The following is a 21,526-nucleotide window of genomic DNA, read 5'->3' as shown; positions in this document are numbered from 1 at the left end:
CACACTGAGGCGGCTTGCGACAGAAGCTGCCATCAGTCGATGCTCGCCAGGGTCGCGAACAGGGTCCGGCGGGCGGCCCAGCCGGTCACCGCGGCGATGACCACGGCCTGTAACGCAATCGCCACATAACCAAGCGGCCGGAGCGAGAAGGTGCCGAGCAGCGCCGCGAACTGATCGCCGACCGGCGTCCCGGAGAACCAGCTGGCGATCGACTCCGAGAACCCGAAGCCGAGCATTGCCAGCCCGCCGCCGATCACGCCGCCCTCCAGCCCGAGCTGGAGAAAGTGGCGCAGGAAATGATTGGCAATGTAGCGGTCGCCGGCGCCGACGAAATGCAGGACCTCGACGATCGGCCGGTTCGCGGCCATGGCACCGCGGGTCGCGAACGACACCGAGATGATGGTGGCCACGATCACCAGCACGAGAATGCCGAAGCCCGCGAACAAGGTCGCGCCGGTCATCGAGCGCATGCGCTCGATCCAGGCACGATGATCGTCGACGCTGGCGCTCGGCGCCACCTGGGTCACGCGATTGCGCAACGCGTTGAGATCGAAGCTGGTTCCGGGCTGCACCCGCGCGATGATCACGCGCGGCACCGGCAGCTCCTCGAACGACAGGCCGCTGCCGAGCCACGGCTCCAGCAGCTTGCTCGATTCCTCCTTGGTGAAGGGCCGGACCTCGACGATGCCGGATTGCCCCCGCATCGCCTCCGTCACGAGAGCAATGTCACGCTCGATATCGCGGCCGGTCTTGGGACGCACCTGGACCGTGATCTCGCTGGCGACCTCCGACTGCCACTCGGCCGCGGACTCGCTGACCAGCAGCACGGCGCCGGTGGTGATCGACGCCAGGAAGGTCATGATCGCCACCACGGCGACCAGCGCGCGGCCTGCAATCGAGGCCCGTGGCACGATCGGCGACACGATGCGCGCCTGCGCCGGCAGTTGCGGGCGGTCCTCGCCGAGATCGACCAAGAGGCCGCGATCGTCCACGCTACTCATAGATGTGCAATCGTCCCTGGTGCAGCACCAGCCGGCGGGCCTCGTACTGGTCCATCAGCGTGATGTCATGGGTTGCGATGATCACCGCCGTGCCCGAGCGGTTCAGCTCGATGAACAGCCGCAGCAGCCGGCGCCCGAGCGTCGGATCGACGTTGCCGGTCGGCTCGTCGGCGAGCAGGAGCTGCGGACGCGAGATCACGGCGCGCGCGATCGCGGCGCGCTGCTTCTCACCGCCCGACAGGATCGGCGGCAGCGCATCCATGCGCTCGCCCAAGCCGACCCATTTCAGGAGGTCGATGACCTCCTTGCGGTAGCTCGATTCATCCCGCCCCATGACGCGAAACGGCAGCGCCACGTTCTCATAGGTCGTCATGTGGTCGAGCAGGCGAAAGTCCTGCAGCACGATGCCGATGCGCTTGCGCAGGTCGGCGATCTCCTCCTTGCTCAGCAGCGAGATGTCGTAGCCGAACAGGTTGACCAGCCCGCGCGTCGGCCGCAGCGACAGGAACAACAGCTTCAGCAGCGAGGTCTTGCCGGCACCCGACGGGCCGGTCAGAAACTGAAAGGAATGGGCCGGAATCTGGAAGCTGAGGTCGCGGAGGATCTCCGGCCCCAGTCCATAGCGCAGCCCAACATTTTCGAACCGAACCAAAGCCTCAGCTCCGTTCGACCGCGTGCACGGCAAGCCCGCACGCTCCAAGCTCAGCGGTACGATGACCCGATTGAGCGCCCGTTATGGTTTCCGGTTCGTTAATGGTTGCCATGTACCAATGGCGCGATTGAGTTCCGAAGTTCGTCGACATGGCGGTCCTTGTAGCACGAACTGTCGGAAACAAAGCGGCAATGGCCGTTGGAGAAAAGGCGCGATGTTCATCGTTTGCCCCCATTGTGCGACGTCTTATGCCATCGATCTGGCAACTCTGGGTATGGCCGGCCGCAGCGTACGCTGTTCCCGTTGCAAGGAGGTCTGGCTGGCGCGTCCCGAGGATGCGGTCGAGGCTCCGGCCCCGATCCCGGCGATGGCCGAGGCCGGCGCGACCCCGGCGCCGCGGGATGCCGCCGACGAATGGGAAGCCCTCGCCCGGGAGGACACCGACGAGCAGCCCCCCGAGGTGGAAAGCCCGTCCATTGCCGCCGGATGGCCTGAGGATGCCGTCACCGAGGATTCCGAGGACGCCGCGGCCGATGGCGATCAGCCGGCACCGCGGGGCAAGCTCGCGCGCCTCGCAGGCCTCCGCAAATCGATCAAGCTCCCGTCCTTGCCGGACTTCCCCGGCAAGAAGGTATTCAACCTGCCGGCGCTGACCGCGGCGATGGCGGCACTCTCGATCGCGCTCGTGGTGTGGCGCGGCGACGTCGTCCGCCTGCTGCCGCAGACGGCCTCGTTCTACAAGCTGGCCGGGCTCGAGGTGAACCTGCGCGGCCTGTCCTTCAAGGACGTGAAGGTGGCGACCGAAACCGTCGACGGCAAACCGGTGCTGGTGATCGAAGGCACCATCGTCAGCGTCACCAAGAAGGCGGTCGACCTGCCCCGGCTGCGCTTCAGCGTACGTGACGCGCAGGGCACGGAGATCTATGCCTGGAATACGCTGCTCGAGCAGACGGCGCTCAAGCCGGGGGAGCGCACGACCTTCAAGTCGCGGCTGGCCTCGCCCCCTCCCGAAGGCCGCAATATCGATATACGGTTCTTCAACCGGCGCGACCTGGCCGCCGGCAGTGCATGATGATTCCGGTCTCGTGGGTCGCCCGCGGGGCCCACGAGACGGAGACGAAACGACATGTCGCGCGTCCTGATCGCAGACGACGAAGATTCGATGCGGACGCTGGTCGCGCGCGCCATTGCGATGGATGGGCATGACATCGTGACCGCGCAGGACGGCGCCGAGGCGCTCGACATCCTCACCCGCGAGAACGGCGCCTTCGACCTGCTGCTCACCGACATCCAGATGCCCATCATGGACGGCATCGCGCTGGCGCTGTCGGCGGCGCGCGACTTTCCCGATTTGACCATTCTGCTGATGACCGGCTTTGCGCATCAGCGCGAACGGGCGTCGAATCTCAGCGCGATCGCCCATGACGTGATCACCAAGCCGTTCTCGGTCGCCGACATCCGCACCGCGGTCGCCGATGCGCTGGCGTCGAAGCCGGCCAAGGCGTAGGGCCGCCGCCGCGGTGGCGATCAACGGATAGCTGCATTCCCCGCACTTGCGACAGTCCCCGCTGTCCTCCCGGTGAACGCCGGGCCCCACAGACACCGGCGGCCGTTGAGATACGAAAGCTGGTCCTCCATCGTGCGCCATCACGCCTCCCTGGGGTTCTGGGTCCCGGCGTTCGCCGGGACGACGGCGGGGGTGGCGCGCCAGATGAGAGTCTCACCAACGCTCGCGCCTTGCCAATGATCGTCGAGGGTGCCTCACCTCTCTCATCCGTCATTGCGAGCGCAGCGAAGCAATCCAGAATCCGTCCGCGGTGACAGTCTGGATTGCTTCGCTGCGCTCGCAATGACGCCGGGGCAGGCATCTCATGTCCTCAATGTCATCTCGTAGATATGAGATCGCGATCCCGCGGCACGTGATGCCCGAGTTGTGCTGATCATCGTCACCCTCCTCAAGGTCGGAGGGCGCAGGGAATGCCGGGTGAAGGCCTCACCCATGGCCCGCCTGCGAAAGAAAATGCAGGCGGCAGGTACCACAGGTTCAGCCGATCATCCGGCATTCCCTGCGCGATGGGCTTACGGCTGCTTCGCGGTCTCCCCGGTGCGCCGGCTTGTTGGCCACCGTCATCCACGCCGTGCATCAGCAGCGGCGCAGACTTGACCTCAGCGTCGGGAGGCCAGGACGACGCGACTTGACCGTCCGCAAGCGCCCGTTCGTCCGCACGTCCGAAAGGACATGCTGCGAGCTCTCGCGGCCATCGCATCCCCGCCTCGCGTGTCGTGACGATCGCGCGCAACGCCCCTTCCGAGTGAGACGGGATGCGCGGAAACATCGTCCTGATTTGCCCGACGACACAAGCCTGCAAGGTGCGGCAAACTGGCTCGACGGGCAGTTCGCGCAGAGCTGTCATGAGCAGATTGCCCGTCGGGCAATCGTGTCGTCGCCCTTGCTCCATGCGGGGACGCAGCCGGTGCTATTCCACGCGCGCACCGAACAGCGCCACGAACCTGTCGATATCGTGCTCACGCAGGCCGAACAGCCAATAGCGCACGGGAATCTCCAGCATGCCGATGCGCACCAGCCGCCCCGACATCAGCCACGGCTGCGCGGCGCGGTCCGACACGAAGCCGATGTAGTGGCCGCCGAGCAGCGCCGAGATCACCGCCGTGCTCGACGACAGCTTGAGGACGGGATGCGCCACACGCTCGGGCTCGACACGGTGGGAGACGAGCGCCGCCGTCAACGTCGGCGTCAGCTCGCCGTGCTCCCACAACAAGGGCGCCTGCGCGGCCAGTGACCTCCAGCTCATATCGGCCGGCACGTGCCGTGCCCGTTCGGGATGGGCGCATAGCACCAGCCGGTCGGCGAACACGGCGACCTGGCGGAACTGCGGGTGGCTCGGCATCGCGCTGGTCACCCCCGCATCCGCCGTTCCACGCATGACATAAGCCGCCACCTCGTTGACGCTGCCCCGGACGAGATCGACACCGGATGCGCCGGGACCATGGTCCCGCGCCAGAAGATGCGGCATCCAGAAGTCGTAGGCACTGGGGGTGCAAGCCACCAGCGCCGACGGCGAGACGGGACGCCGGCCTTCGACACGGCGCATCGTCAGCTCGACGTCGCGCAGGATCCGCTCGGCCTCGTTCAACAGCACCTGCCCGGCCTCGGTCAGCATCAGCCGGCGCCCGGAGCGGTCGAACAGCGGAACGTCCAGCTTCTCCTCCAGCTTCTTGATCGAGACGCTGACCGCCGACTGCGTGAGGCCCAGCCGCTCGGCAGCATGGGTGAAGCTGCCGAAATGAGCGGCTTCGAGGAAGATCCTCATTTGCTCGAAGGTCATGGACTCTCCTGGGCCTCGGCAACATCCGGCGCGTCGCCGAATGCGCTCCCACGGACAAATTCGAACCGGTTCCCGAGCCGGCCTGCCGTCAAACCAGTCACTCCCATGGCTTTCGATGAATTCGTTTCATCCTCGCAGGGACCAGCATCAAAAGCGGCGCCGCATCATTCATACACTTCAGTGCGCATGAACTGAATGAATAAGTAGTTCCGATCTGCTTTCACTGCAGGCATTTCAGGACGCTTTATCGATCAATCACGCCGCTATTTTCAGCATCGACGTCCGACGCCTGCGCGGGACCCGATTTGGCAAGACGCTTGCTAATTACTTCGCACGAAGGGTTTCGAGCGAGGACAGCGAGGACATGCCGCCTGCACCTTCTGCGACACAAGCCGACGAGGCACCGATCCATGATGGTGCTCCGCGAGCCTCCTTCACAGCATGCGAGGTCGCGTGATGGAGTTCGGCATCTGGCTTCCCGTCTATGGCGGCTGGCTGCGTTCGCTGGACGCACCGACCGGCCCTGACGTTGCCGCCTGTCTGGCCATCGCCCAGCAGGCCGAAGCGCTCGGGTTCGACTTCCTCTACGCCTCGGAGAACCTGCTCAACTGCATCCATGGCCCGAGCGAGAGCGTCGCCGACGCCTGGAGCATTCTGGCGGCGATCGCCGCCGTCACCAGCAAGGTCGGGCTTTGCGGCGCCATCAAGCCCGGCTTCCGCTCGCCGTTCCTCGTCGCCCGGATGCTCGACACGCTATCGAAGATCGCCGAGCGCAGGCTCGGCATGAACATCGTCTGCGGCTGGTGGAAGGAGGAGTTCGACCTGTCCGGCGTCGACTGGCTGGATCATGACGGACGTTACGACCGCGCCGGCGAATTCCTGCGCACGCTCTATGGCCTGTTTCAGCCGCCTGCCGAGATCGCCGGGACGGACGCTCTGCCTGGAGAGGCCCAGCCGGTCGAGCTCAAGCAGCCGCCGACCTATGGCCTGGACCAGAACGCCCTGCCAGAGGTGTGGATCGCCGGCCACTCCGGCCGCGCCATGCAGATGGCGGCGGAATGGGGCCATTGCCTGTTTCTCAATGGCATGGGCGACGAAGAACTGAAGCGGCGCATCGAGGCGGTGCGTCAGGAGGCCAACAGCTGGGGCCGGACCATCCTGATCGCCGCGAATGCCTATGTGATCGCGACCGAGACGACCGAGCAGGCAAGGCAGCGCTGGAAGACCGTCGTCGGTCGCCGCAATTCGCAGACCATCGACTTCTTCCGCAAGGTGATCGGCAGCTCCGGCGCCGCCGCCTGGGCCGCCCTCGGCGAGGAGCAGATGGTCGATTCCAATGCCGGCTTCGAGCTCGGTTTGATTGGATCGTTCGAGGACATCCGCAACCGCATCCCCAAGCTGCAGGCCATGGGCCTCGATCGCATCGTCTGTCAGTTCGACGACCCGATGCGCGACGCCGGTCCGTTCATGAAGCAGGTGATCCGCCCGCTCAGGGACAATCGCACACTCGCCTTCGAAGGTCAGATGTCATGAGCGCGCTCGAAGCCACGATGACTGCCGCTGACAGTCTCAGACAGGACTTCAAGAACGTGTTCAGCCAGCTCGCTTCCGGCGTCTGCATCGTGACGTTCCGGCGCGGCGGACAGCTCCATGGCTTCACGGCCACCTCGGTCACGTCAGTCTCGTTGCAGCCGCCGCGGGTGCTGTTCTGCGTCGCGCAGAGCAGCCAGAGCTACGCCTGCCTCGGCGTCGGCATGAGCGTGGGGGTTTCCGTCCTCAGCGCCGGACAACGCGCATTGTCCGATCGCTTCGCGAGCAAGCTCGCACCCGGCTCCTATGACGACGTGGCGACGATCGAAGGCGCTGGCCAGGCGCCGCTGATCGCGGGCGCTCTCGGACAGCTGAGCACCGCCATCGTCGACCTGATCCCGTCCGGCGACCACGCCATCGTGCTCTGCGACGTGACCTGGGCCCATGCGGGCGGCGGCGGCGCGCCGCTGCTCTACCACGCCCGCAACTATCACACGCTTCACCAGAGTTCCTGAACCCCGGAGAAATCGCAATGGACAAGTCTATCTTTGCCGCGATGCCGAGCCTGACGCCGACCCTCGGGTATGCGTCGATGATCGGACTAGGCCTGTTCTCACTGGCCCTGTCCTATGCCGTGAAGACCCTGCTCGTTCGCAACACCCACGACTTCATCATCGCCGACCGCCGCGTCGGCTTCGGCTTCGGCGTCGGCTCCGTCATCGCGGTGTGGACCTGGGCCATGGCGGTGATGATGAGCTCGGCGATGACGTATCAATGGGGCCTGTCCGGCCTGTTCTGGTTCGTGGTGCCCAACGGCTTCGCGGTCATGGCGATGATTCCGTTCGCGCGCATCCTGCGCAAGAACATGCCGGAGGGCTACACCATCTCCGAGTTCATCGAGTACCGGTTCGGCAGGTCGAAAGCCGCGACCGCGATCGTGACCGTGACCATGATCTTCGGCATCATTCTGGAGATCCTGATCAATCTCAAGGGCACGTCCGTCGTCGTCTCGACGGTGTTCGGGATCGACTGGAAGGTGGCGACCATCGTCGGCATCATCTGCGTGCTCGCCTATTCCTACTTCGGAGGATTGTGGACGAGCGTGATGACCGGAACGCTCAACACGCTGATGATCACCGTGCCGGCCGCGATCATCGTGGCCGCGGTCTATGCGACAATCCCTGGCGGGTCGGAGGCGGTCTTCAACGCCGCAGGCGCGGCGGACGCCCGCAACCTGTCGGTGCTGCGTCCCGACGCCGCCGCAGGCTTCGGCATCACGCTTGCGTTCGGTCTCCTCGCGGCGACGGTCTCGGACCAGACGTTCTGGCAGAAGGTCTGGGCGATCAAGAGCCGCGACGTCGGCCGCGTGTTCCTGTGGTCGGGCGCGCTGTTCTATCCGATCCCGATCTGCCTCGGCATGCTCGGCCTGGTCGGCATCGCCTATGGCCTGAAGCCGTCGGATTTCGGCGGTGACATCGTCGCGGTCGGTCCCTACATCGTCTCGCATATCGGCCTCGGGCTGACGCTGGTGCTGCTCTACGTGCTGGTCATCCTCGCCGCCTGCTACTCGACCATCGACGGCGCCAGCGCCGCACTCTCCTCCGTGGTCGCCGTCGACATCGTCAAGCGCTACTTCCCGCAGACCTCCGAGAGCAGCCTGTTCGTCATCACCAAGCTTTCGGTGCTGCTCGGCGGCATCATCGCGACGCTGATCGTGCTCTCCGGCCTCGACTTCACGACATTGGTGCTGACGACCTACGCGCTGAAGACCTCGGTGCTGCTGCCGCTGGTGCTGTCGATCCTGTGGCCGAAGACCAACATGGTCGGCTTCGTCGGCGGCATTGCGCTCGCGATCGGCGTGGGCATGCCGATCTACGCCACCGCCGGCGAGCTGATCGGGACGCTGTCGATCGTCGCGATCAGCGGGCTGACCGTCGTCATCGCGGGTCTGATCGGCGGCAAGGACTTCGACCTCGCCGGCCTGCGGCGCGTCGGCGACGAAGTCTCTGCCCCGGCCGAATAGCCGCGCGAGGCGCGCCGGTCCCCGGCGCGCTCTTTCCTCTGACATTTCCAAAGGAGCCAACCATGTATGTCCTGATCACCATCGTCGGCATTCTCGTCACCCTGTTCTTCCTCGCGGGCTTCTGGCGCGGCCTGCAGAACGCCATCGCCGAATATCGCAGCGGCGCGGCCGAGCCGACCGACGTGCCCGACTACGGCTATGGTGGGCTGGCAGCAATCTCGGTGATCGCGTCCGCCGTCATCATTGCCGGCGTCGGCTTCACCCCTGCGATGATCTATGCCGGCCCGCTGCTTGCGCTGGTGACGGCGGCTGGATGCGGGCTCGCCTTCTTCGTCGAACGGAAGAGCGCCTGATCACCCACCCACCGAAGTTCATGACGGACTGGATGAATTCCGGACGCAAGGAGAGCATTGCATGACGACCACCACGAAGAAGAAGGCGCATCTTCTGGGATTCATCCAGCACGGCGTCAACAGCCACGCCACCGGCATGTGGCGCCACGTCAAAGACAAGATCGGCTGGGATTTCGCCCGGCCGGAATACTGGCAGCACATGGCGCGGACGATGGAGCGCGGGCTGTTCGACGCCATGTTCATCGCCGACGAGCTCGCGCCCTACAACACCCACGAGGACAGCTCCGACGCCATCGTGAAATGGGCGGTGCAGTGCCCGACCCACGAGCCGTCGACGATCGTGCCGATCATCACCACGGCGACCAAGCATCTCGGCGTCGGCGTCACCCTGTCGACGGCGTTCGAGCATCCCTATTCGATGTGCCGCAGGCTTTCGAGCCTCGACCATCTCTCGGGCGGCCGCGTCGCCTGGAACATCGTCTCGTCCTATTCCAAGAGCGAATGGGATGCCTATGGCCACACCATGACCGAGCGCAGCGGCCGCTACGACCGGCTCGAGGAGTACATGGAGGTCTGCTACCAGCTGTGGGACTCCTGGGAGCCGGATGCGATCATCGCCGACAAGGCCTCGGGCATCTATGCCGACCCGGCCAAGATCAAGGTCGTCAATCACGAGGGCAAGTACTACAAGTGTCACGGCCGGCACTTCTGCGCGCCGTCGCCGCAGGGCCGTCCCGTGCTGTGGCAGGCCGGCTCGTCCAACCAGGGGCGCGACTTCGCCGCCAAACATGCCGAGGCGATCTTCGCCGTGCATCCGAACGTCGACCGCATGAGGCAATATGCCACCGACCTGAACGAGCGGCTCGCCGGCAAGTTCGACCGCAAGCCCGGCTCGGTGAAGCTGATCTATGGCCTGCAGACGGTGGTCGCCGAGACGCGCTCGGAGGCGCAGGAGAAATATGCCCGCATCAAGGAATGCATTCCGCCCGAGGGTGCGCTGGCCTGGATGTCCGGCCATTTCGGCCTCGACTTCTCGAAATTCGACGGCGACGCGATCGTGCAGAACATCGAGGTGCCCGGCATCCAGGGGCTGTTCGAGTCGATCATCTACGCCAAGGGCGGCGCGCCGGTGACGGTGAAGGAGGCGGCGATGATCTACGCGCAGGGCATGGGCATGCCGGTCGCGGTCGGCACCGCCAAGGACATCGCCGACCAGATCGAGCAGTACATGGACGAAGGCGGCGCCGACGGCTTCATGCTGGCCGCCACCTACACGCCCGGCTGCTTCGAGGAGTTCGCCGATCTCGTCGTGCCGGAGCTGCAGCGGCGCGACCGGTTCCGGACGCGATACACCGGCTCGACCTTGCGCGACAATCTGCTGGGAGATTGAGGTCTTCCGCCATGGCCGGGGTGTCCCGGCCATGGCTCGGAAACTTGCCGTCGCCTCACGCGCTCAAGGCGCGCATCTCCGCATACAGATCCGACTTGCCCTCGAAGCCGATGCCGGGGAGATCGGGCATGGTGATGTGGCCGTCGATGACCTTCACGCCGTCGGGGAAGCCGCCATAGGGCTGGAACAGATCCGGGTAGCTCTCATTGCCGCCGAGGCCAAGGCCGGCGGCGATGTTGAGCGACATCTGGTGACCGCCATGCGGGATGCAGCGCGACGGCGACCAGCCATGGGTCTTGAGCACGTCGAGCGTGCGCAGATATTCGCACAGGCCATAGGACAGCGCGCAGTCGAACTGCAGCCAGTCGCGGTCCGGGCGCATGCCGCCATAGCGGATGAGATTGCGCGCATCCTGGTGGCTGAACAGGTTCTCCCCGGTGGCCATCGGGCCGGGATAGTAGTCGGCGAGCGTCGCCTGCAGATGATAGTCGAGCGGATCGCCGGCCTCCTCGTACCAGAACAGCGGATAGTCACGCAGCATCTTGGCGTAGGCGATCGCGGTCTCCAGATCGAAGCGGCCATTGGCGTCGACGGCGAGCTGGTTGGTCGGACCGATCTCCTCGAGCACGGCTTCGATGCGCCGGCGGTCCTCGTCGATCGGCGCGCCGCCGATCTTCATCTTCACGACATTGTAGCCGCGCTCGAGATAACCGCGCATCTCGTGGCGCAGGGCCGAGAGATCCTTGCCGGGATAGTAGTAGCCGCCGGCGGCGTAGACGAAGACGCGCGGATCGGCCTTGCGGTCGTGACGCTCTGCGAGCAGGCGGAACAGCGGCTTGTCCGCGATCTTGGCGACCGCGTCCCAGATCGCCATGTCGAGCGTGCCGACCGCGACCGAGCGCTCGCCGTGACCGCCGGGCTTTTCGTTGCTCATCATCGCCGCCCAGGCCTTGTCGGGATCGATGTTGTCCTTCGTGGCATCCAGCAGCGAGGCCGGATCGGCCTCCAGCAGGCGTGCGCGAAACCGCTCGCGGATCAGGCCGCCCTGGCCGTAGCGGCCGTTGGAGTTGAAGCCATAGCCGACGACGGGGCGCCCGTTGCGCTCCACATTGGTGATGACCGCGACGAGGCTCGACGTCATCTTGGTAAAGTCGATATAGGCGTTGCGGATCGGCGATGAGATCGGCTTCGTCACCTCGCGGACGTCGACGATGCGGATGGTCATGGGTCTTCTCCTGATCGTGGTCGCGCGCTGCCCCTAGAGCGAAGCGCCTGCGCAGATGGTGATGGTCTGTCCGGTGATGGCGCCCGCCTCGCCCGACAGCAGGAAGGTCGTGAGCGCGGCCACTTCCGCCGGATCGACGAAGCGGCCCATCGGCGGCAGCACCGGCGCGGTGCCGGCGCGGCCGGGATCGCGCAGGAACGGCGTGTCCGTGGCCGCCGGCGCGATGACGTTGACGGTGATGCGGCGCGGCGCCAGCTCGATCGCCCAGGAGCGCGCGAGCCCCGTGAGCGCCGCCTTGGTCGCAGCATATTGACTGCGTCCCGCGGCGCCATTGGCGGTGCGGCTGCCGATCAGCACGATGCGGCCGCCTTCGCCCATGCGAGGCGCCAGCGCATTGCCCAGCGCCTCCGCCGCAGCCACATGGACGCGCCACATGCCCTCGCCATTGTCGGGCGCGAGCTCGCCGAGCCGGCCGACGCGCATGTAGCCGGCGGCGTGAACGAGCGCGGTCACCGCGCCGATGTCGGCAAGGCGCGCAGCCAACGCATGGGAGTCGCCGAGGTCGGCCTGCAAGCCGACGAAGCCCGCCTGCGTCACCGCCGATGGGGCGCGATCGATGCCGGTCACGCGCCATCCGCTGGCCAACAGGTGCTCGGCAATGGCGCGGCCGATGCCCGAACTGGTTCCGGTCACCACCGCATGGCGGAGACCGGAGCCGCTGTCGTGATGCTCTGCCGTCATCCCTTGTACGCAGCCGCCTCGGCCTTGACCTTCACCGCATCGAAATTGTTGATCGTCTCGATCAGCTCATTGGTGTAGAGCGCATTGTAGTCCTTGATGTCGAGCCCGTTCATCGCGGCTTCCGTGCGGAACTCCTGCTCGTTGATCGCGCCCATCTTGGTGTCGGCATAGGGCGGTGTGTACAGCTTGATGCGGCGACTGATCGACTGCAGCACGGCCTTGACCGCCTCGTCCTCGCTGGCGCCCCGCGGCGCCGTCTCGGGATAGAGCTTGAGGAACGCCCTGGCGCCGGCTGCGGGATTGGCGATCAGGAACTGCGAGGCCTTGCACACCGAACGGCCGAAGCCGATCAGCAGATCGCGCTCCTTCTCGAACGTTACCGGCATCGCCATCAGGAACTGGCCGCCGACCATCGGGATGGTGGTCGGCCGCGGCAGATAGGCGAGCTCGATGCCGGCGGCCTCGATCTGGCCGAAGCCGGTGTCGAAATAAGCGAGCGCATCGATGACGCCGCGCTGCAGGGCGACGCCCGCCGGCGTGCCGTTGCCGACCGCGACGAAGCTCACATCCTTCTCCGGATCGAGGCCGAGCGCCTTCAGCACGTTCTTGGTCACCGGATATTCGGTGGCGCCGAAATCGGAGACGCCGATCTTCTTGCCCTTCAGATCCGTGTAGCTCTTCAGCGCCGAGCCCGGCGGAACGGCGATGTCCCATTTGTAGGGGTAGGTGTACTGATAGAACATTTTGGCGCCGCTCCATTCGCCCTTGGCGAGCAGCGGCAGCGCCGTCGAGGGCACGCCGACACCAATCGCCACCGTGCCGCGATCGGTCGCGACCTGGACGTTGGCGTTGGTGCCGAGCGCCTGGACGTCGAGCGAAAAGCCCTCCTGCGCGTTGTAGCCGAGCGCCTCGCCGATCACGCAATTGATGACGGTGGCGTTGAGCGCCTTGAGCCCGACGCCGAAGCGGAGCTTCTTGGCGTCAGCCGCCATCAGGCCGGCCGGCGCACTGCTCATCAGCAGCGCCGCGCCGGCGCTGCCCTTCAGGAATGACCTGCGCGATACCATGTTCGTTCCTCCCGTTGTTATTTCTTTCTGTTCGCACCCCAATGCACGACCTTGGACTCGCACCAGCGCACGATCCCGTGCAGCACGATGCCGAGCACACCGAGGATGATCAGCGCGGCGAAGACGCCGGCGACATCCGACACCGCTTGCGCCTGGGTGATCACGACGCCCATGCCCCGCTGCGCGCCGAGAAACTCGGCGACGATGGCGCCGAGCAGCGCGTACACCACCGCCATGTCGAGGCCGGCGAAAATGAAGGGCGCGGCGTTGGGCAGCTTGACGATGCGATAGGTCTCGAAGCGCGAGGCCGACAGCGAGCGCATCAGGTCGATCCGCTCCGGCTCGACGGCGCGCAGGCCCGTAAAGCTGTTGATCAGTACCGGGAAGAACGACAGCAGCGCCGAGATCGCGATCTTCGAGCCGTCGCCGAAGCCGAACCAGATCACGACCAGCGGCGCGATCGCCACCTTCGGCAGGCTCTGCAGTGCGAAGGCATAGGGCATCACAAGACGCTCGATGGCTTCGACTTCGGCCATCAGCGAGCCGATCACGAGGCCGAGACCGACGCCGATCGCGCAGCCGGCGGCGGCGTTGCTCAGCGTGCTCCACAGCGGCAGATAGTAGCCGAGCGGGCTGGCCGGGCTGACGGCAAGGCCGGACCACAGCGCACGGATGACGGCCTCGGGCTTCGGCAAGATGTAGGACGGGATGTTCAACAGCTTGACGGCGGCGATCCAGCTCAGGACCAGCACGGCGAGACCGATCCAGGCGATCGGCGAGCCCAGGCTGACACGGCGGCGCGACTTCGTTGGCGTGTGAGACATGGCGGGCGCGACAAGGTTGGCGAGATCAGTCATGGCCGTGCTCCTGGGCATTGAGCAGTCCGCGGACCTCCTTGGCGAGCCGCGCGTAGTCCGGATGCAGCACGATGTCGTCGAACGTCCGGGGCCGCGGGATCGGGACGTGAAGATCGGCGAGGATGCGGCCGGGGCGTGCCGACATCACGACGACGCGGTCAGCCAGGAAGATCGCCTCGGAGATCGAGTGCGTGATCAGCAGGATGGTCTTGCGGTTCTCCTGCCAGATTCGCTGCAGTTCGAGGTTCAGCCGCTCGCGCGTCAGCGCATCCAGCGCGCCGAACGGCTCGTCCATCAGCAGGATTTCCGGATCCCGCGCGAGCGCGCGGCAGATGCCGGCGCGCTGCTGCATGCCGCCGGACAGCTCGTAAGGGTATTTGTCGCCGAAATCCCCGAGGCCGGTGACGGCGAGCAGGCGCTCGATGCGCTCGCCGGCTGGCGCATGCTTGCCGCCGACGCGCAGGGGCAGCCCGACATTATCGCGCACCGTCATCCACGGCAGCAAATTGGCGGCCTGGAACACGACGCCGACCTTGCGGGAGGGACCGGCGACCTTCTCGCCATCGAGCAGCAGGCGCCCCTCGCTATAGCTGTCGAGACCTGCGAGGAGGCGCAGCAAGGTGCTCTTGCCGCAGCCGGAGGGGCCGACGACGCAGACGAATTCGCCCGGCTTGATGTCGAGGGAGATGCGGCTCAGCGCATGCACCGCCGCGCCGGAGGCGGAGACGTAGGTCTTCGAGACCTGGTCGATCGCGATCAGCACGTCGTCCGGCGCGGCGCGCCGGGGTGCGGTCTCGACATCCATCATCAGCATGAGCGTCCACCCGGAATCTTGTTCGTTGATTTAGCGGCGGCAGCCGGGCCAGGCCCGGCTGCCGCGTCGTCGCGACCTCAGGCCGCAGCCTGCACCGTCAGTCCAGCCGCGGCCACCGCGGCGCGGATCGCGGCCATCTCATCGGCGCTCGGCGCATGCGTCGGCGGACGCACGGTGGCGTCGCGAATGACGCCGGCCACCTGCATCGCGGCTTTCATGCGGCCATGGGCCTCGCCGGTCGGCTCGCCCGCGCCATACACCGCGTCCTTCAGCGGATCGATCATGCTTTGCAGCTTCATCGCGAGCTTGAGATCACCGGCGGTGACGGCGGTGAACAGATCGTGGATTAGGTCCGGTATCAGCGAGGCGAAGCCGACCAGCGCGCCGTCGACGCCCTGCACCATCGAGGCCAGCAGATATTCGTCGTGGCAGGTGAGCAGCGCCTTGTGCGGCGCCGCCGCGCGGATGGCCTTGAGGTCGCGGGCGTATTTGTTCATCTCGCGGGTGCCGATCTTGAACGCCTGGACGTGATCGAGGCGGGCGAGCTCGGCGAGCAGCTCCGACGAGAACGAGGCGCGCGTCCAGGCCGGATAGACGTGCACGATCAACGGCAGCCTCGTCGCCTCGCCGATCGCGCTGAAGTAGTCGAGGCAGTGCTCGCGCTTGAAGCCGAAGCGCAGCCAGTGATGCGGCGGCATGATGTCGAGCGCGGCGGCGCCGGCCTCCTTGGCCATCAGCGCATGCTCGATGCCGTCCTTGATGCCTTCGCAGACGACGGAGGAGATGGTCGGGCAGATGCCGGTGAGCGCCTTGGCGACGATGCGCGTGACCTCCGCGCGCTCCTTGGCGGTGAGGCTGAACACCTCGCCGGTGTGGCCGTTGGTCATGATGCCGACGATGCCGCGGCGCTTGCCGAGCCAGGCCGCATAGCGCGTCAGCTCGGCCTCGTCGATCGAATGGTCGGCGTTGAAGGGGACGGCGATCGCCGGGATGATCCCCTTGAAGTTGGTCATGACGCTCATGTCGGGTTCCTCGTGAGTTCTGGTGTTATCGGTTGGAAACGGTGGCGGTGGCGCCGCCCATGGCTTCGAGCGCGCGCGACAGCTGCGCGGCAGCGCGCAGCAGCGGCGCCACGCCCATGCGCTCGAACGCCTCGGCCGAGATGCGCATGGTCGGCGCCGCGACGCTGATCGCGGCGAGCGGCACGCCGTCGCGATCGACCACGGGAGCCGCGAGCACGCAGAGCCCCGGCGCGTTTTCCTGGTTGGACAGCGCGTAGCCGGCGGTCTTGACGTGGCGCAGGCGCTGCAACAGCGCGTCGAGATCGGTGATCGTGGTCTCCGTGCGCTTGATGCGCGGCTGCGCCTCGAGCACCTCGATCTGCGTCTCCACCGGCAGCAGCGCCAGCAGCGCCTGACCGACAGCGGTGGAATAGACCGGCGCGCGGCTGCCGATGCGGACGTCGACGCCGAGCCGGACGAGGCCGGCCTGGATGCGCTCGACATAGACGATGTCGCTGCCGTCGAGCACAGCGAGCGAGGCCGCCTCGTTCATCTCGCCGACCAGACTCCGGAGAATTGGCCGCGCCTGGTCGCGCAGCTCGGAGCGCGCGATCGCGTTGAAGCCGAGGTCGAGGCATTTCAGCGTCAGGCGGAAGCGGCGGGTGTCCGCGACCTTCTCGACATAGCCGAGCATGACGAGCGTGTTGAGCAGGCGGAACGTGGTGCCCTTGTCGAGCCCAGCGCGGCGCGCAACGTCGGCGAGCACCAGTTCGGGCTCCTCGCTGGTGAAGGCGTTGAGCACCTGAAAGCCCTTGGCCAGCGACTGCACGACGCTTTTCCCGGCCTTGGTTTCCTCGTCCACGGGAGGCTCCGACGTTTCCTGCTTGACGCCCGTCTCAATGGCGGGCATTTTCGGCTTGCTAAGGTTCGGATTGCGAACTATAGTTCGTATATTCAAGCTGCGTTATCGACCCCTGTCAAGGGGCACGCCGTGCGCATGGCGCTCGCCTGCCGCTTGAAATTCGTCTCCGCCGCATGATCTCTCCCCGACGCGCTGCGCATCCGGCGGCGCCTGCAGGAGACCCGCGTGAGCGTTGCATTCACCAAGGAGGAGAGCGCCGAGACGGCTGCGGAGACGATGCTGCCGGACCGGCCGGTCTCGCCGCATCCGAACCTCGTCACCGAGGCGGGACTGAAGGCGCTTCAGGATCAGCTTCATCAGGCGCAGGCGGCCTACGAGGCGGCGCAAGCGATCGAGGACGTCAACGAGCGCCGGCGCGAGCAGGCGCTGCCGCTGCGCGATGCACGCTATTTCTCGGCGCGGCTGCGCACCGCGCAGGTGATGCCACCGCCCGCCTCCGCCGCGACGATCGCGTTCGGCAGCACGGTGACGTTCCGGCGCGGCGACGGCCGCGTGCAGACCTACGCTATCGTCGGCGAGGACGAAGCCGACCCGAAGCTCGGCATGATCTCCCACGTCGCGCCGGTCGCGCGATTGTTGATGGGCAAGGCGGTCGGCGACGTGATCGAAGCATCGGGCCGGGAGCTGGAAATCCTGAGCATCGCGTGAGGGCTCAACGCATCGGGTGAGCTTCCGCCATGCGCATCGGCATCATCTCGGACACGCACGGCCTGCTCCGCCCGGAAGCGGAGCAACGCCTCGCCGGCGTCGATCACATCATCCACGCCGGCGACATCGGCCGTCCTGAGATCATCGATCATCTCCGCGCCATCGCACCGGTCACCGCGATCCGCGGCAACATCGACGGTGCGGAGTGGGCGAAGGCCTATCCTGCGACCCAGACCGTCGAACTTGGCGGCAGACGCTTTCACGTCGTGCATGACGTCCATGATCTCACAATCGATCCGGCCGCCGAGGACATCGACATGGTCATCTCCGGCCACTCGCATCGCGCTCGCATCGAGACCCGCAATGGCGTGGTCTACTTGAATCCCGGCAGTGCGGGACCGCGTCGCTTCAAGCTGCCAATCACGCTGGCGACGCTCGATATCTCCTCGGGCAGTCTGTCGCCGCTGATTCACGATCTCGGCGGCGGCTGAATGGCGAGAGGGCGCCCAGGGGCGCCCTCCGCAACTGATTAGGAACACCGCGATCAGAAGCGGTCGGCGAGCGCCATGCCGGGATCGCTGAACGAGGGACGGCCAGTCTCGATGTGGCCGGCGACGCGACGATAGAAGCTGTCGTCGGTGTCGCTGGTGACGACGAAGTCGTACCACAGGCCGGACTTGCGCAGGTGCCAGTACAGCTCGCCGTGGTGGCCGGGCGCCGACGCCTTGACGGTCCACGACGTCGACGGGCCGCCATGGCTCGGGCCGGGGAAGAAGCTCGGCGCGCCGAAGCCGAAACCGGGAGCGTCGGGATCGGGAGCTCTGCGGAAGCCCGGCACGTTGCCGAAGCCGACGGGATGGAAGCCGGGCTGTGGCCCGAAGCCGGGACATTGCGGCTCCAGCGCGGCCGACACCGAGGCGGTGACGGCCTGCAGCGGCCCATAGATCTCGTTGGACTTCACCGTGAAGGTCACGCGGGCATGGCCGTCGTTGCGCAGCTGCATGTGCAGGCCGCCCTCGAAGACGTTGTAACCGACGAAGATCTCGGGATTGGCGGCGTTCGACGCTCTGACCTTGTCGAGGTCGCCCTTGAAGTGGCGATGGAAGCCGTTCGGGCCGAGCACCCAGAGATCATAGAGGCCGTCAGGGCCGACGCTCCATTCGTCATCCAGCATCGTGCCGGCCTCGACGGTGTAGCGGCGCGGAATGAGATCGAGATGCCGCTTGTCGTAGACATGGAAGACGGCGCCGGCGAAGCCGGTGTTGGCGAACAGCAGCTTCACCTTGCCGGAGGCCGCATCGACCTTCGCGGTGGCGTGCAGGATGTAGGGCAGCGGGCGCGAGTAGCGCGCGCCGGTCTCCTGGAACAGCGGCTGCGGCGTCGCGGGCGCGACGGGCGCCGGCAGCGTCTTCTGGTGCGCATCCGACGCCTGCCAGTTGCTCTGGTCGGGCAGCTCCGGGAAGCGCGGATCGTTGGGGCTGGCGAAGTCGAACGCCGAGGTGAGATCGCCGGAGACGGCACGATGCCACGGGCTGATGGCCTCGACCTTGATGCCGAAGCGCTTCTCCAGGAAGCGGCCGACCGAGGTGTGGTCGAACACCTGCGAGTTGACCCAGCCGCCCTTGCTCCACGGCGAGACCACATACATCGGCACGCGCGCCGAGAGGCCCCAGGGGCGGATGTTGCCGCTGATCGTGTCGGTCGCGGTCAGCACGTTGCCGACGGTGTTGGAGAAATACTCGCCGTCGAGCGGCAGGGTCGCCTTGCCCATCAGTCTGCCGTTGATGTCGTAGGACGGCACGGCCGGCGCCGGCAGATGATCGAAGAAGCCGTCGTTCTCGTCGAAGGTCAGGAAGAAGACGGTCTGGCTCCAGACCTCGGGATTGGCCGTCAGCGCTTCCAGCACCTGGTCGGTGAAATTGCCGGCGCGGGTCGGGCTGCCGCCGCCGGGATGCTCGGAGTTCGCCTGCGTCGGCAGGATCCACGACACCTGCGGCAACGTGCCGGCCATGACGTCGGCCTTCAGCCGGTCGAGATAGTCCGGGCCGCCAGTCAGGCCGTGGACATAGTTCGGATCGTTCGGCTGCGCATGTCGGAAGCTGGAGAACGCGAGACAGCCGTGCATCGCGCCGGTCCAGTTGTCGTTCATGTCCTGATAGATGTGCCAGCTGACGCCGGCCTTGTTCAAGAGATCCGGCAGCGTGTCCCAGTTGAAGTCGCTGCCGACATATTTGTAGCTCGCCTGCGGCTGCGGCTGGCCCGCGACCCAATTGTGCGGGTTCGGCCAGCAGCGCAGATTGTTCGGCTCGGAATCGTTGGTGGTGGAGTTGATGCCCTGCGCGCGCAGCGCCGGATTGAAGTTGGAGCCGGACCAGAACACGATGCGGTTGGGATCGGTGCCGGTGGTGATCGAGGCGTGGTAGGCGTCGCAGATCGTGAACGCCTCGGCGAGCGCGAACTGGAACGGGATGTCGTCGCGGCCGAAATAGCCCATCGCATAGGGCGTCTTGTACTTCGCCCAATAGCCCATCTTGCCCTGATTCCACGCCGCCTGGCTGTCGCCGAAGGAATGCGGCGTGCCGTAGCCGACCAGCGCGTTGGAGGTGGTGGAGTCGCGGTGATAGGGCGGGATCTCGCGGGTGCCGTCGGACTGGAACCAGACCGGCTTGCCGCTCTCCAGCGGGATCGGGAAACGGTCGCCGAAGCCGCGCACGCCGCGCAGCGTGCCGAAGTAATGGTCGAACGAGCGGTTCTCCTGCATCAGGATGACGATGTGCCTGACGTCCTGAATGGTGCCGGTCCGGCGCCGCGCCGGAATGGCCAATGCCTGGCGGATGCTGGCGAAGGTCGCCGCCGCCGTGGCGCCTGCGAGAAAGTCGCGACGTGTTGTCATGATGTTTCGGCCTTCTGAAATCCTGGAGAGGACATCGGCGGCGGCCGGGCAACGGCCTCCGCCTGGGAGCGGCCGAAGGGGTAGCAGTGCGACTTGACGTCGCTGTGAAATATTTATTTATGATCGGATTCATGATGAGATTTTCTCAGTCGAACGCATGAGGCGCGCGTGACGGGTTACACCTTCAGCTCCGGGCCGGCTGCGACCGGCATCCTGTCCCGCGTGCGGGAGCTGCAGAACGAGCTGCCGCCGAAGGCGCGGCAGATTGCGGAGCTGGTGGTCGCGCGGCCGGAGCCGTTCATCCACATGTCAATCACCGAGGTGGCGGAGGCCTGCGGGGTCAGCGAGGGGACGATCGTGTCGTTCTGCCGGCGGGTGGGCGTGCGCGGCTTCCAGGAGCTCAAGATCATGCTGGCGCGGGACCTGATCGAGCCGGTCCGGCTGATCCAGGAGGATTTGCATCGCGGCGATGATCCGGCGACCGTCACCGACCACATCTTCGCCGCCCATGCCGCCTCCTTGCAGGAGACGCGGCGGCTCTTGTCGATGGACGCGCTGGCGCAGGCGACGCGGCTGCTGCGGCAGGCGCGGCGGATCGAGATCTACGGCATCGGCAGCTCGGCGCCGGTGGCGCAGGATCTGTCGTATCGGCTGCTGCAGCTCGGCCTCGCCGCGAATGCCATCGTCGACTCCCACGTCCAGGCCGTCAGCGCCGGGATGACTGGCCCTGAGGTCGCCACCGTCACCGTGTCGCATTCCGGCAGCACGGTCGAGACAGTGCTGGCGACGCGTCTCGCGCAGGCCGCCGGCGCGCGGACCATCGGCATCACCCGGCTCGGCAAGTCGCCGCTGGCGGCGCATTGCGAGGTGCTGCTCTACACCGTCGCCAACGAGACGCGCTATCGCCCGGAGGCGATGAGCAGCCGCGTCGCCCAGCTCGCGATCATCGACACGCTGGTCAGCTGCTGCGCGCTGACCGACACCGAGCGCTCGGTCGAGAAGCTGCAGCACGCGGCGCGCATCCTGTCCGAGAAGCGCTACTGACATCCGCGGCCCGCGCGC

The 21,526-nt window shown here is 66.4% G+C and carries 21 protein-coding genes; 10 read left to right on the top strand and 11 right to left on the bottom strand.

From position 1 onward, the window contains the following. Nucleotides 1-32 precede the first annotated feature (32 nt). Together QX108_RS29060 and ftsE are read right to left on the bottom strand one after the other, a co-directional pair. Nucleotides 33-1,001: a cell division protein FtsX gene (locus QX108_RS29060; protein WP_172183656.1), complete on the bottom strand. Its 969-nt coding sequence runs from the start codon at nt 999-1,001 to the stop codon at nt 33-35. Continuing rightward, nucleotides 994-1,653, bottom strand: a complete 660-nt coding sequence (gene ftsE / locus QX108_RS29055) for a cell division ATP-binding protein FtsE (RefSeq protein ID WP_006615648.1) — start codon at nt 1,651-1,653, stop codon at nt 994-996. Before ftsE ends, QX108_RS29060 begins: the two co-directional genes overlap by 8 nt. A 214-nt stretch (nt 1,654-1,867) precedes the next feature. On the opposite strand from ftsE, the gene QX108_RS29050 reads away from it, so the two are divergent. Continuing rightward, nucleotides 1,868-2,725: an MJ0042-type zinc finger domain-containing protein gene (locus tag QX108_RS29050; RefSeq protein WP_315726421.1), complete on the top strand. Its 858-nt coding sequence runs from the start codon at nt 1,868-1,870 to the stop codon at nt 2,723-2,725. A 54-nt stretch (nt 2,726-2,779) separates the two neighbouring features. Beyond that, nucleotides 2,780-3,160 carry a response regulator gene (locus tag QX108_RS29045; protein WP_172183654.1) on the top strand — a complete coding sequence of 127 codons (381 nt, stop codon included), beginning with the start codon at nt 2,780-2,782 and terminating at the stop codon, nt 3,158-3,160. A gap of 970 nt (nt 3,161-4,130) precedes the next feature. Here QX108_RS29045 and QX108_RS29040 read toward each other — a convergent pair. Beyond that, complete coding sequence (locus tag QX108_RS29040; protein WP_315784028.1) at nt 4,131-5,000, bottom strand: LysR family transcriptional regulator; 870 nt, start codon at nt 4,998-5,000, stop codon at nt 4,131-4,133. A 456-nt stretch (nt 5,001-5,456) separates the two neighbouring features. Here QX108_RS29040 and QX108_RS29035 point away from each other — a divergent pair, with 456 nt between their 5' ends. The 5 genes from QX108_RS29035 (at nt 5,457) to QX108_RS29015 (ending at nt 10,296) form a co-directional block, all read left to right on the top strand. After that, nucleotides 5,457-6,533 (top strand): LLM class flavin-dependent oxidoreductase, encoded by a 1,077-nt coding sequence (locus QX108_RS29035; protein ID WP_315722042.1) that lies wholly within the window; start codon nt 5,457-5,459, stop codon nt 6,531-6,533. Continuing rightward, on the top strand, nt 6,530-7,045 hold the full coding sequence (locus QX108_RS29030) for a flavin reductase family protein (protein WP_315784026.1): 516 nt from the start codon (nt 6,530-6,532) through the stop codon (nt 7,043-7,045). Before QX108_RS29035 ends, QX108_RS29030 begins: the two co-directional genes overlap by 4 nt. 17 nt (nt 7,046-7,062) lie before the next feature. Further along, nucleotides 7,063-8,553, top strand: coding sequence for a sodium:solute symporter family transporter (locus QX108_RS29025; RefSeq protein ID WP_315784025.1), 1,491 nt, complete (start codon nt 7,063-7,065; stop codon nt 8,551-8,553). 62 nt (nt 8,554-8,615) lie between these two features. Next, on the top strand, nt 8,616-8,906 hold the full coding sequence (locus QX108_RS29020) for a hypothetical protein (RefSeq protein WP_315784023.1): 291 nt from the start codon (nt 8,616-8,618) through the stop codon (nt 8,904-8,906). Between the two features lie 61 nt (nt 8,907-8,967). Next, nucleotides 8,968-10,296: an LLM class flavin-dependent oxidoreductase gene (locus QX108_RS29015; protein ID WP_315784021.1), complete on the top strand. Its 1,329-nt coding sequence runs from the start codon at nt 8,968-8,970 to the stop codon at nt 10,294-10,296. 55 nt (nt 10,297-10,351) lie between these two features. Here QX108_RS29015 and QX108_RS29010 read toward each other — a convergent pair whose 3' ends face one another. The 7 genes from QX108_RS29010 to QX108_RS28980 all read right to left on the bottom strand — a co-directional run bounded on the left by QX108_RS29010 (nt 10,352) and on the right by QX108_RS28980 (nt 16,863). Next, nucleotides 10,352-11,521, bottom strand: a complete 1,170-nt coding sequence (locus QX108_RS29010) for a mandelate racemase/muconate lactonizing enzyme family protein (protein WP_315784019.1) — start codon at nt 11,519-11,521, stop codon at nt 10,352-10,354. Nucleotides 11,522-11,554: 33 nt separating this feature from the next. Beyond that, nucleotides 11,555-12,262 (bottom strand): SDR family oxidoreductase, encoded by a 708-nt coding sequence (locus QX108_RS29005; protein ID WP_315784017.1) that lies wholly within the window; start codon nt 12,260-12,262, stop codon nt 11,555-11,557. Further along, complete coding sequence (locus QX108_RS29000; protein WP_315784015.1) at nt 12,259-13,329, bottom strand: ABC transporter substrate-binding protein; 1,071 nt, start codon at nt 13,327-13,329, stop codon at nt 12,259-12,261. Before QX108_RS29000 ends, QX108_RS29005 begins: the two co-directional genes overlap by 4 nt. Nucleotides 13,330-13,346: 17 nt before the next feature. Beyond that, the gene (locus QX108_RS28995) at nt 13,347-14,186 is read right to left on the bottom strand and encodes an ABC transporter permease (RefSeq protein WP_315784013.1); all 840 of its coding nucleotides are present in this window, start codon (nt 14,184-14,186) and stop codon (nt 13,347-13,349) included. Next, the gene (locus QX108_RS28990; protein ID WP_315784011.1) at nt 14,179-15,000 is read right to left on the bottom strand and encodes an ABC transporter ATP-binding protein; all 822 of its coding nucleotides are present in this window, start codon (nt 14,998-15,000) and stop codon (nt 14,179-14,181) included. The genes QX108_RS28995 and QX108_RS28990 overlap by 8 nt, the downstream gene beginning before the upstream one ends. A 77-nt stretch (nt 15,001-15,077) precedes the next feature. Then, nucleotides 15,078-16,022, bottom strand: coding sequence for a dihydrodipicolinate synthase family protein (locus tag QX108_RS28985; protein ID WP_315784009.1), 945 nt, complete (start codon nt 16,020-16,022; stop codon nt 15,078-15,080). A 25-nt stretch (nt 16,023-16,047) separates the two neighbouring features. Further along, nucleotides 16,048-16,863: an IclR family transcriptional regulator gene (locus QX108_RS28980; protein WP_315722053.1), complete on the bottom strand. Its 816-nt coding sequence runs from the start codon at nt 16,861-16,863 to the stop codon at nt 16,048-16,050. Between the two features lie 225 nt (nt 16,864-17,088). Here QX108_RS28980 and greA point away from each other — a divergent pair, with 225 nt between their 5' ends. After that, nucleotides 17,089-17,571: a transcription elongation factor GreA gene (greA, locus tag QX108_RS28975; protein WP_315784006.1), complete on the top strand. Its 483-nt coding sequence runs from the start codon at nt 17,089-17,091 to the stop codon at nt 17,569-17,571. Between the two features lie 29 nt (nt 17,572-17,600). Next, nucleotides 17,601-18,062, top strand: coding sequence for a metallophosphoesterase family protein (locus tag QX108_RS28970; RefSeq protein WP_315722055.1), 462 nt, complete (start codon nt 17,601-17,603; stop codon nt 18,060-18,062). A gap of 53 nt (nt 18,063-18,115) precedes the next feature. On the opposite strand, the gene QX108_RS28965 is transcribed toward QX108_RS28970, so the two are convergent. Then, nucleotides 18,116-20,464: a phosphocholine-specific phospholipase C gene (locus QX108_RS28965; RefSeq protein WP_315784004.1), complete on the bottom strand. Its 2,349-nt coding sequence runs from the start codon at nt 20,462-20,464 to the stop codon at nt 18,116-18,118. A gap of 168 nt (nt 20,465-20,632) precedes the next feature. Between QX108_RS28965 and QX108_RS28960 the strand changes: the two genes are divergently transcribed. Then, nucleotides 20,633-21,508, top strand: coding sequence for a MurR/RpiR family transcriptional regulator (locus tag QX108_RS28960; protein ID WP_315784002.1), 876 nt, complete (start codon nt 20,633-20,635; stop codon nt 21,506-21,508). Nucleotides 21,509-21,526 lie beyond the last annotated feature (18 nt).

The sequence above is a fragment of the Bradyrhizobium sp. SZCCHNR1002 genome, assembly GCF_032381435.1.
Classification (GTDB): domain Bacteria; phylum Pseudomonadota; class Alphaproteobacteria; order Rhizobiales; family Xanthobacteraceae; genus Bradyrhizobium; species Bradyrhizobium aeschynomenes.
Note: the sequence above shows the minus strand (reverse complement) of the source record. Positions and strands in the feature narration are given on the sequence as shown.

Excerpts from the sequence above, each read along its gene's own strand:
- QX108_RS29040 (WP_315784028.1), bottom strand. The coding sequence starts at position 5,000 with ATGACCTTCGAGCAAATGAGGATCTTCCTCGAAGCCGCTCATTTCGGC.
- QX108_RS28995 (WP_315784013.1), bottom strand. The coding sequence starts at position 14,186 with ATGACTGATCTCGCCAACCTTGTCGCGCCCGCCATGTCTCACACGCCA.
- QX108_RS29045 (WP_172183654.1), top strand. The coding sequence starts at position 2,780 with ATGTCGCGCGTCCTGATCGCAGACGACGAAGATTCGATGCGGACGCTG.
- QX108_RS29030 (WP_315784026.1), top strand. The coding sequence starts at position 6,530 with ATGAGCGCGCTCGAAGCCACGATGACTGCCGCTGACAGTCTCAGACAG.
- QX108_RS29050 (WP_315726421.1), top strand. The coding sequence starts at position 1,868 with ATGTTCATCGTTTGCCCCCATTGTGCGACGTCTTATGCCATCGATCTG.
- QX108_RS29020 (WP_315784023.1), top strand. The coding sequence starts at position 8,616 with ATGTATGTCCTGATCACCATCGTCGGCATTCTCGTCACCCTGTTCTTC.
- QX108_RS28990 (WP_315784011.1), bottom strand. The coding sequence starts at position 15,000 with ATGCTGATGATGGATGTCGAGACCGCACCCCGGCGCGCCGCGCCGGAC.
- QX108_RS28985 (WP_315784009.1), bottom strand. The coding sequence starts at position 16,022 with ATGAGCGTCATGACCAACTTCAAGGGGATCATCCCGGCGATCGCCGTC.
- QX108_RS28970 (WP_315722055.1), top strand. The coding sequence starts at position 17,601 with ATGCGCATCGGCATCATCTCGGACACGCACGGCCTGCTCCGCCCGGAA.
- QX108_RS29060 (WP_172183656.1), bottom strand. The coding sequence starts at position 1,001 with ATGAGTAGCGTGGACGATCGCGGCCTCTTGGTCGATCTCGGCGAGGAC.
- QX108_RS29000 (WP_315784015.1), bottom strand. The coding sequence starts at position 13,329 with ATGGTATCGCGCAGGTCATTCCTGAAGGGCAGCGCCGGCGCGGCGCTG.
- QX108_RS29005 (WP_315784017.1), bottom strand. The coding sequence starts at position 12,262 with ATGACGGCAGAGCATCACGACAGCGGCTCCGGTCTCCGCCATGCGGTG.
- QX108_RS29010 (WP_315784019.1), bottom strand. The coding sequence starts at position 11,521 with ATGACCATCCGCATCGTCGACGTCCGCGAGGTGACGAAGCCGATCTCA.
- QX108_RS29035 (WP_315722042.1), top strand. The coding sequence starts at position 5,457 with ATGGAGTTCGGCATCTGGCTTCCCGTCTATGGCGGCTGGCTGCGTTCG.
- QX108_RS29015 (WP_315784021.1), top strand. The coding sequence starts at position 8,968 with ATGACGACCACCACGAAGAAGAAGGCGCATCTTCTGGGATTCATCCAG.
- QX108_RS29025 (WP_315784025.1), top strand. The coding sequence starts at position 7,063 with ATGGACAAGTCTATCTTTGCCGCGATGCCGAGCCTGACGCCGACCCTC.
- QX108_RS28965 (WP_315784004.1), bottom strand. The coding sequence starts at position 20,464 with ATGACAACACGTCGCGACTTTCTCGCAGGCGCCACGGCGGCGGCGACC.